The sequence below is a fragment of the Nocardiopsis alkaliphila YIM 80379 genome (assembly GCF_000341005.1).
Lineage (GTDB): Bacteria > Actinomycetota > Actinomycetes > Streptosporangiales > Streptosporangiaceae > Nocardiopsis > Nocardiopsis alkaliphila.
Genome location: NZ_ANBD01000032.1, coordinates 68,948 through 76,247, shown reverse-complemented (window position 1 = coordinate 76,247; position 7,300 = coordinate 68,948). Strand labels below are relative to the sequence as shown.

Here is a 7,300-nt window from a genome sequence, read left to right as displayed (position 1 = left end):
TCTCCTCCGCGGACCCGCCACGGCTGGGGGCCAGGGCGCGGACCCGAGTCATGTGTGCGGGTAGCAGATGGGGCGCGCGGGCGCTCGCCTCGATCCAGGCACGTTCCCGCTCCTCCCGATCGCCCAGCCCCATGGCCACCGTCTGGAGGGCCGCCCAGGGCGCGGCGTCGTCGGGGTTCAGGCGGGCGGCCTCCCGCAGCGGGATGCGCACCTCGTGCAGGGCGGCCTCCACGGCCTTGCGTTCGGCGGGGCCACCGGAGGGTAGTGACATGGCCCGAGCGAGCAGGGTGTGCCCCAGCCACAAGAGCCCATCGCCCCGGTCCACGCCGGCCTCGATCAGACCGGCCACCTCGTGGGGACGGTCGAGCGCGGCACGGCCGAGGCACTCGGCCTGGTAGGCACGCGCCTCGGGATCCTCACGGGTCTCCATGAGCAAGGAGGCACCTACCTCGACGTCGCCCTCGCGCACCGCCTCGCAGGCGGCGCGCGACACCGGGTCCGTGCCCAGGGACGCGGAGACCAACGCTCCTTCGAGGTCGGTCCCGGTCAACGCCCTGGAGGGTTTGCGTCCGAATCGCCACATGCCGGCCATGACACCGAGGTTAGGTCATCGACCGACCTTCTCCTCCGTCTCCCCGAGGGCCTCCACCTGCCGCGGCTCACCCACGGGGGCGACCAGGCCCCTGGCCTTGTCCCGTCGGTGGTTGATCACCTGGAGCGTGATGAGGACGGTGCAGGCGACCGTTCCGAGCAGCACGAACCAGTGCGATGCCACGTGGACCGACAGAAGTGCCTCGACCCAGCCGGTCCATTCGGGGGCGATCAGGACCAGAGCGGCGGACAGTCCCAGGGCGATGCGTTCAGCCGGCAGCGTGCGACGCAGGAACCAGCCCTCGATGGCCATGGCTCCGGCCGCGAGCGCTACCGCCCCCGTGACGATCGCCATGATCAGGTCCAGGACCGGCCCATCGACCTCCATCAGGGCGGAGTAGGCCATCAGCAAGGGGATCAGGTACAGGCCCTTGGCGAACTTCCACGCGGACACACCCGAGCGCATCGGTTTGGAGTCGGCGATACCGGCCGCCGCGAAGGCCGCGAAGGCCACCGGCGGGGTCACGTTGGAGTCCTGGCTGAGCCAGTACACGATCATGTGCGCGACGATGAGCGCCAGCCCCAACTGCTCCAACGCCGGGCCGGCCAGAATGACCAGCACCACGTAGGAGGCGGTCACCGGCAGGCCGATGCCCAGGACCAGGGAGGCCAGGGCCACCATCACCAGGGTCATGAACAGGTTGCCGGCGAAGGCGTTCACCAGCACGTCGGAGAAGACCAGGCCCAGACCGGTGAGACCGACCATGCCGACGATGACACCCGCGACGGCGCACGCCACCGACACCGGCAAGGTGCTGCGGGCGGCCATCACGAACACCTCCAAGAAGTCCCGAAGGCTCAGTCGACTGCCGGCCCGCAGCATGGCCACGACCAGCAGGGCACCGCAGGCGGCCAGACCCGCCCGTGTGGGCGGCACGTAGTTGAGCAACAGCACGATGAGCAGGATGAGCGGGGCCAGGAAGTGCCAGCCTGCGCGCATCACGATCGCGAGGGTGGGGACGTCGTGCTCGCCCATCGCACCGACGTTGTGCTTGCGCGCGAGGATGTCCACGAACAAGAACATCAACGCGAAGTACATGAGCGCGGGGATGATCGCGACCTTGACGATGTCGGCGTAGGGAATGCCCAATCGCTCGGCCATGAGGAACGCACCCGCGCCCATGATGGGCGGCAGGATCTGGCCGCCGGTGGAGGCGGCGGCCTCCACGCCCGCGGCGTCGTGCTTTTTGTAACCGACCCTCTTCATCAGGGGGATCGTGAACGGTCCGGTGGTGGCCACGTTGGCGATGGCGCTCCCGGACACCGAACCCATCAGGGCGCTGCCCAGGATCGCTCCCTTGGCGGGTCCGCCCACCATGCGACCGGTGAGGACGTAGGCCAGGCCCACGAAGAAGTTGCCACCGCCGGTCTTGGACAGCAGCGCGCCGAACAGGATGAACACGAACACGAAGGTGACGACGACGCCCAACGTGAGCCCGTAGATACCGTCGTTGCCCAGGTAGGTGTGGGTGGCTATCCGCTCGTAGGTGGCGCCCGAGTGACCGAACTGTCCCGGGATGAGCGGACCGACCCAGGCGTAGTAGAGGAAGCCGGCCGCCAGGACGACCATGACCATGCCGACCGCTCGCCGGGTGGCCTCCAAGAGGATCAGGATGGCGATGGCGCCCATGATCCAGTCGAGTTCGGTGTAGGCGCCGGCCCGTCGGGCCAACTCGGCCTGGAAGATGATCGGGTAGAGGCTGACCGCCACGGTCCCGACCACCAAGAGGAGGTCCAGCACCGCTCCGAGTATCCGCACCGGAGCGCGGCCTTGGGCCTTGCTCCCCTTGAACGGCGGCATGACGATGAAGACCATCAGCATCACCAGCATGAGGTGGATCAGACGCTGTTGTCGGGCGTCCAGACCGGCGCGCAGGGCGATGTGGAGCTGGAAGAGGGTCAGGGCGATCCCGAGGGCGAGGACGATCCCACCCATGATCAGTCCGGTACGGCCCTCGCCCCAGCGCTCGGCGGTCACCCTACGCCAGAACGGCGGGGCGTCCGCGCCGATCCCGTCGACGTCGGGCAACGCGTCGGCGGAGGTACCGGTCTCACGGTCGCCTTCACCGGTCGACGTGGGGGTCGCGTCGTCACGCGCGTTCTCGTCCGGCGCCTGCGACGCCGGAGAGGTGTCACTCCGGTCCTGTGGCGTCTGGGCCATCTTCTTTCCTCGGGCTTGTCTGGTCCGCGCGAAGCGTGTGCTCATGGGAGCCGCACGGCGGAGTATCTCAGTCGGAGGGTGCCTCGCACTCCGGCTGCGGCTCGGTGTCGAACAGCAACTGGAGGGTGGTGGCTCGGACGGGTTCGACGACCACCCGCCGGGTGGCCAGGCATGGGGAGAGCCGTACCTGCGCGTCGGGGGTGCGTAGGCGATGGTCGATGGAGGGTGCGCCCACACGGATCGCGACCTCGGACCCGATGTCGCGATCCATGTCCTCGATGACCCACCACTCGCCATCGGCCCGGCCGGTCCCCTCACCGGGTCGATGCCCCATACCGGCTCCGAATTGGCGCAGCCGGGTGGAGTCGACCACCAGGGTCCCGTCTCGGACCTCGATGTTCTCCTCGATCGGCAGCCGGTCGATCGAGTGCACGTAGGAGAGGGTGAACGGCTCGCCCTCGGCCAAGGGCAGGTGACCGAGCCGGTCACCGTCCACGCTCAGTCGCAGCGCGGGCCACAGTGGGACCAGTGTGGCCGCCACCCCGGCGACGAAGAGGACTCCCGCGATCCAGAACGCGGCGCTGTGCAACACCGCGCTCCGTGGACACCGGGCGTTCACGGCGTCCACGGAGCGGTGTTCGGTCGGAGCCACCATCGGCGGGACTCGCCCTACTCCTGGACGACGCCGGGCCGCAGCTCGTCCGGGATCTGCACGCCCTGCTCCTCGTAGAAGCGCAGGGCGCCCGGGTGGACGGGGACGGGGCTGTTCTCGATCGACTCCGGGACCAGGTATTCCTCGCCCGGTGCGTAGACGCCGATGACCTCGTCGATGTTGTCGAACATGGCCTTGGTGATGTCGTAGGCCTGGTCCTCGTTGAACTCGCCGGAGACGACGAGGGCGTTCCACACGGCGATGGTCTCGACGTCGTCGTCGACCCCCGGGTAGGTGCCACCGGGGATCGTGTGCTCGGTGTAGCCGCCGTAACCGCTGACGATCGCTTCACGCTCCTCGTCGCACATCTGGATGATGTGGATGTCCTCGGTGGTGCCGAGCTCGGTGATACCCGAGTGGCCCTCACCGACGACCCAGGAGCCGGCGTCGAGTTGGTCGTTGGACAGGGCGTTGGCGGTCTCCGCGTAGCCCAGCTGCTGGACTTCGATCTCGGTGGTGGCGATCTCCAGCGACTCGAACACCTGCTTGGTGGTGGCCTCGTTCCCGCTACCGATGTCACCGACGGAGTAACGGCTGTCCACCACGTCGGAGAAGCACTCGAAACCCTTCTCCTCGGCGATGTCGGTCAAGGTCACCGCGTGGAAGACGTTCGGGTACATGACCGCGAGCGAGTAGGTCTCGATCGGATCGCCCTCGAATTCGGAGGTGCCGGTGAAGGCTTGGTCCGCGGCGTCACCCTGGACGATGGCCAGGTGGCCTTCTCCACCGTTGAGCAGGCGGATGTTCTCCACCGAGGCACCGGTGGCCTCGACCGAAGCGCTCTGGCCCTCCAGGTGGTCGCCGATGATGGTGCGCAGGGCACCACCGATCGGATAGTACACACCGCTGGTGCCGCCGGTGACGATGCTGAGGTTGGACTGGATCGGCCCTTCACCGAGCCCGACGTCCTCGGCCGCCTGCTCGGCGGGCTGCCCACCGCAGGCCGCCAGCATGAGGACGCTGACGGGAATGGCGGCCAGGGTCGGCGATTTGCGTCGCATGGTCGGTTGGTTCCTCTCGAGGTGGTGAATCAGGGGGTGTCGAGAAGCAGGGATGTCGAGAACGGTGACGGGGGTGCACACCACCGATACGCGTCCGTCCTCCGGACACGAACGTGTCCCACACCGCTTTCCGCCCGGAAACGTAACGGTCATGCCCTCGGGGAGACCAGTTCCGCGGGTGGTATTTGAGCCTCCCCTGAGGTTCGTCCCCGGTTGCTATCGTTCGCGCATGGCATGGCCCCCCACTCACCGGCGGTGGGCGACCATCCGAGCCTTGGCCACCGGCCTGTTGGCCGTTTCCCTGCTCTCGTGGTCGCACCCCCCACGCCCGGATCCGCTCCACCTGTCCATCGGCACGGGCGGCACCGGCGGCGTTTACCACGTGTACGGCACCGGGTTGGCCCGGGTGACCGAGTCCGACCCCGACACCCGGATCACGGCCCTGACCACCGCCGCGAGTGTGGAGAACAACAGGTTGGTCGCCTCGGGGTCGTTGGACGCGGCCTTCACCCTGGCCGACGTGGCCGCACTGGCGGTCGAGGGCGCCGAACCCTTCGACGAGCCCTTGCCCATCGCCGCGATCGCCCGCCTGTACGACAACCACACGCACGTGGTGGTCCGAGCGGACTCTTCCTATGAAAGGCTCGCCGACTTGGCCGGAGGCACCGTTTCGGTGGGCGCGATGGGGTCCGGCACCGAGATGATGGCGGAACGGCTGCTCAGCACCGCCGGGCTGGGCGATACCTCCGAGTCCTCCGCCGGGTCCTCGGCGGAGGAGGGGCCGCCCCGGAACGTGAGGGACCCGGAGGCCTCGGGGCCCTCTCCCACGGGGGTGACCCGCTATCGGCTCTCCATCGGAAGTTCTGTCCAGGCACTGGAGGAGGGACGCGTCGACGCGTTCTTCTGGTCCGGTGGGTTACCCACCCAAGCCGTCTCCGACCTGGCCACACGTGTCCCCATCCGACTGCTGGACCTGTCCGAGCACGTCTCGGAACTGGTCGAGGAACATGGGGAATTCTACTCCGAACTGCCAGTACCGACCGGAACGTACGAGGACGTACCCGCAGTGCGCACCATCGGGGTCCCGAGTTTGTTGGTGGTCAACGCGCGGATGCCGGATCAGACCGCCGAGGACTTCACCCGGCTGCTGTTCGAGTCACGGCACGCATTGGTGGAGATCCACCCGGTCGCCCTCCACCTGCACCCGAGGTCGGCGATCGCCACCCTGCCGGTGCCCCTGCACCCGGGGGCCATCACCTACTACCGGTCGGTCAAGTACGCCTATGACGGGTCCTCTCTCGGTCTCACCCCAGGGCGGGCGACTTCGACGATCGGTCGGCGTGGATCGGTAGACGGATCCTCGCGTCGATCCCGTGCGAAGGGGCCGACCGTAGCGTCAACTCCGCGCCCTGGAGTTCCAAGAGGGTGACCACGATCGACAATCCCAGCCCGGAGCCACCATCGCCTCCGCCACCGTCTCGCCAGAAGGGCCGGGTCGCCCGTTCGAGGCGACCTGCGGGCAGCCCGGGACCATCGTCCACCACGTGCACGTCCAAGTACCCGTCTCCGTCGGGTCCGATGACCGGTTCGTTCACTCGGACCGAGATCCGCACCCCACGCCCACCGAACTTCAGGGCGTTGTCGATGAGTACGTCCAAGGCCTGGTCGAGGGTGCCCTCCACACAGCGCACCGACACGCTCGAGACTCCCTCGCCGACCAGCACGGCCCGGGCACGCTCCGCGATGGGGCTCCACGCCGCCACTCGGTCATCGACGACCTCTCGGACGTCCTCCCACACCATCGAGTGCTCGGGGTCCTCGGTCCGGGCCAAGGTGAGCAGGCCGTCGCAGATACGCGTGAGCCGGTCCACCTCGTCCAGGGCGAGACGGTGGTCCTCCATCCCCTCCGGGCCCAGGTGCCGGCTCAGGCCGGCCACCCGCAACCGCAGCGCCGCCAGTGGGTTGCGCACCTGGTGACTCGCGTAGGCGACGAAGGTGCGCTGGCTCTCCAGCATGGAGGTGATGGTGTCGGCCATCTGGTTGAAGGACTCCCCCAGCCGCCGTAGTTCCTCCGGTCCGGCCGCGGTGCACACCCGGGTGTCCAGGCTGCCACCGCTCACCGCGCGCGTGGCCTCGTCGAGGTCGTCGATGGGCCGTAGGAGCCAACGGGTGAGTGGGCCGGCCGCGGCGCAACCGACCAACATCAGTCCGGTGACCACGAACCACGCCACTCCCCACTGGAGGAGCATCGCACGGCGCAGGGACTCGGTCGGGGAGACCGTGACGGCCGCGCCGACCACCTCCCCGGAACGCCCGATGGGTTCGGCGACGACCAGGGGGCCGTCCTGCCAAGGCCAGACCACGGTGTCGGCGCCCATCCGGTTCCCCGCCAGGGCGGTGCGGACCGGTCCGGGTACCTGCCCGTCGCTCTCCGGCCACCCTGCCGGCCCCAGTTCGGCCAGGGTCAGCCCGGGACGGGAGGAGGCCACCACGGACCCGTCCCGGTCCACCACCACGGCGGCGATCCCGTAGACCTGGTCGTAGGCGGCCAGCTCACCGGCCAGGGTCCCCTCGTCACCGGTGAGAACACCGGGCTCGGCCAGCCCCGCGAAACGGGCGGTGTCGTTGATCCGGTCGAGCAGCATGTCCGAGGTGCCACGAGCCGCGATGCTGACACACAACGGCACGGCCAGCGCCAGACAGGCCGTCACCAGCAGGGTGACGTACACGGTCACCAGGCGTCTACGCACGTCCGGCCCTTTCGTCCGTTCCTCT

The 7,300-nt window shown here is 68.7% G+C and carries 4 protein-coding genes and 2 pseudogenes; 1 reads left to right on the top strand and 5 read right to left on the bottom strand.

The window, feature by feature from the left end; all coding sequences use genetic code 11:
* The 4 genes and pseudogenes from D472_RS0104925 to D472_RS0104910 all read right to left on the bottom strand — a co-directional run.
* Positions 1-583 (bottom strand): annotated as a pseudogene (locus D472_RS0104925) (hypothetical protein); the annotation flags it as partial.
* 24 nt (positions 584-607) lie between these two features.
* On the bottom strand, positions 608-2,812 hold the full coding sequence (locus tag D472_RS0104920; protein ID WP_017603392.1) for a TRAP transporter permease: 2,205 nt from the start codon (positions 2,810-2,812) through the stop codon (positions 608-610).
* 67 nt (positions 2,813-2,879) lie between these two features.
* Positions 2,880-3,467 (bottom strand): DUF1850 domain-containing protein, encoded by a 588-nt coding sequence (locus D472_RS0104915; protein WP_017603391.1) that lies wholly within the window; start codon positions 3,465-3,467, stop codon positions 2,880-2,882.
* A 14-nt stretch (positions 3,468-3,481) separates the two neighbouring features.
* Positions 3,482-4,525, bottom strand: a complete 1,044-nt coding sequence (locus D472_RS0104910) for a TAXI family TRAP transporter solute-binding subunit (RefSeq protein ID WP_026117389.1) — start codon at positions 4,523-4,525, stop codon at positions 3,482-3,484.
* Positions 4,526-4,577: 52 nt separating this feature from the next.
* Between D472_RS0104910 and D472_RS28995 the strand changes: the two are divergent.
* Positions 4,578-5,738, top strand: a pseudogene (locus D472_RS28995) (TAXI family TRAP transporter solute-binding subunit); the annotation flags it as partial.
* A 91-nt stretch (positions 5,739-5,829) separates the two neighbouring features.
* Here D472_RS28995 and D472_RS0104900 read toward each other — a convergent pair.
* The gene (locus tag D472_RS0104900; RefSeq protein ID WP_017603388.1) at positions 5,830-7,275 is read right to left on the bottom strand and encodes a sensor histidine kinase; all 1,446 of its coding nucleotides are present in this window, start codon (positions 7,273-7,275) and stop codon (positions 5,830-5,832) included.
* Between the last annotated feature and the right edge of the window lie 25 nt (positions 7,276-7,300).

What these genes read in the sequence shown, in the direction of transcription:
- D472_RS0104920 (WP_017603392.1), bottom strand. Translation starts at nt 2,812, where the DNA reads ATGGCCCAGACGCCACAGGACCGGAGTGACACCTCTCCGGCGTCGCAG.
- D472_RS0104915 (WP_017603391.1), bottom strand. Translation starts at nt 3,467, where the DNA reads ATGGTGGCTCCGACCGAACACCGCTCCGTGGACGCCGTGAACGCCCGG.
- D472_RS0104910 (WP_026117389.1), bottom strand. Translation starts at nt 4,525, where the DNA reads ATGCGACGCAAATCGCCGACCCTGGCCGCCATTCCCGTCAGCGTCCTC.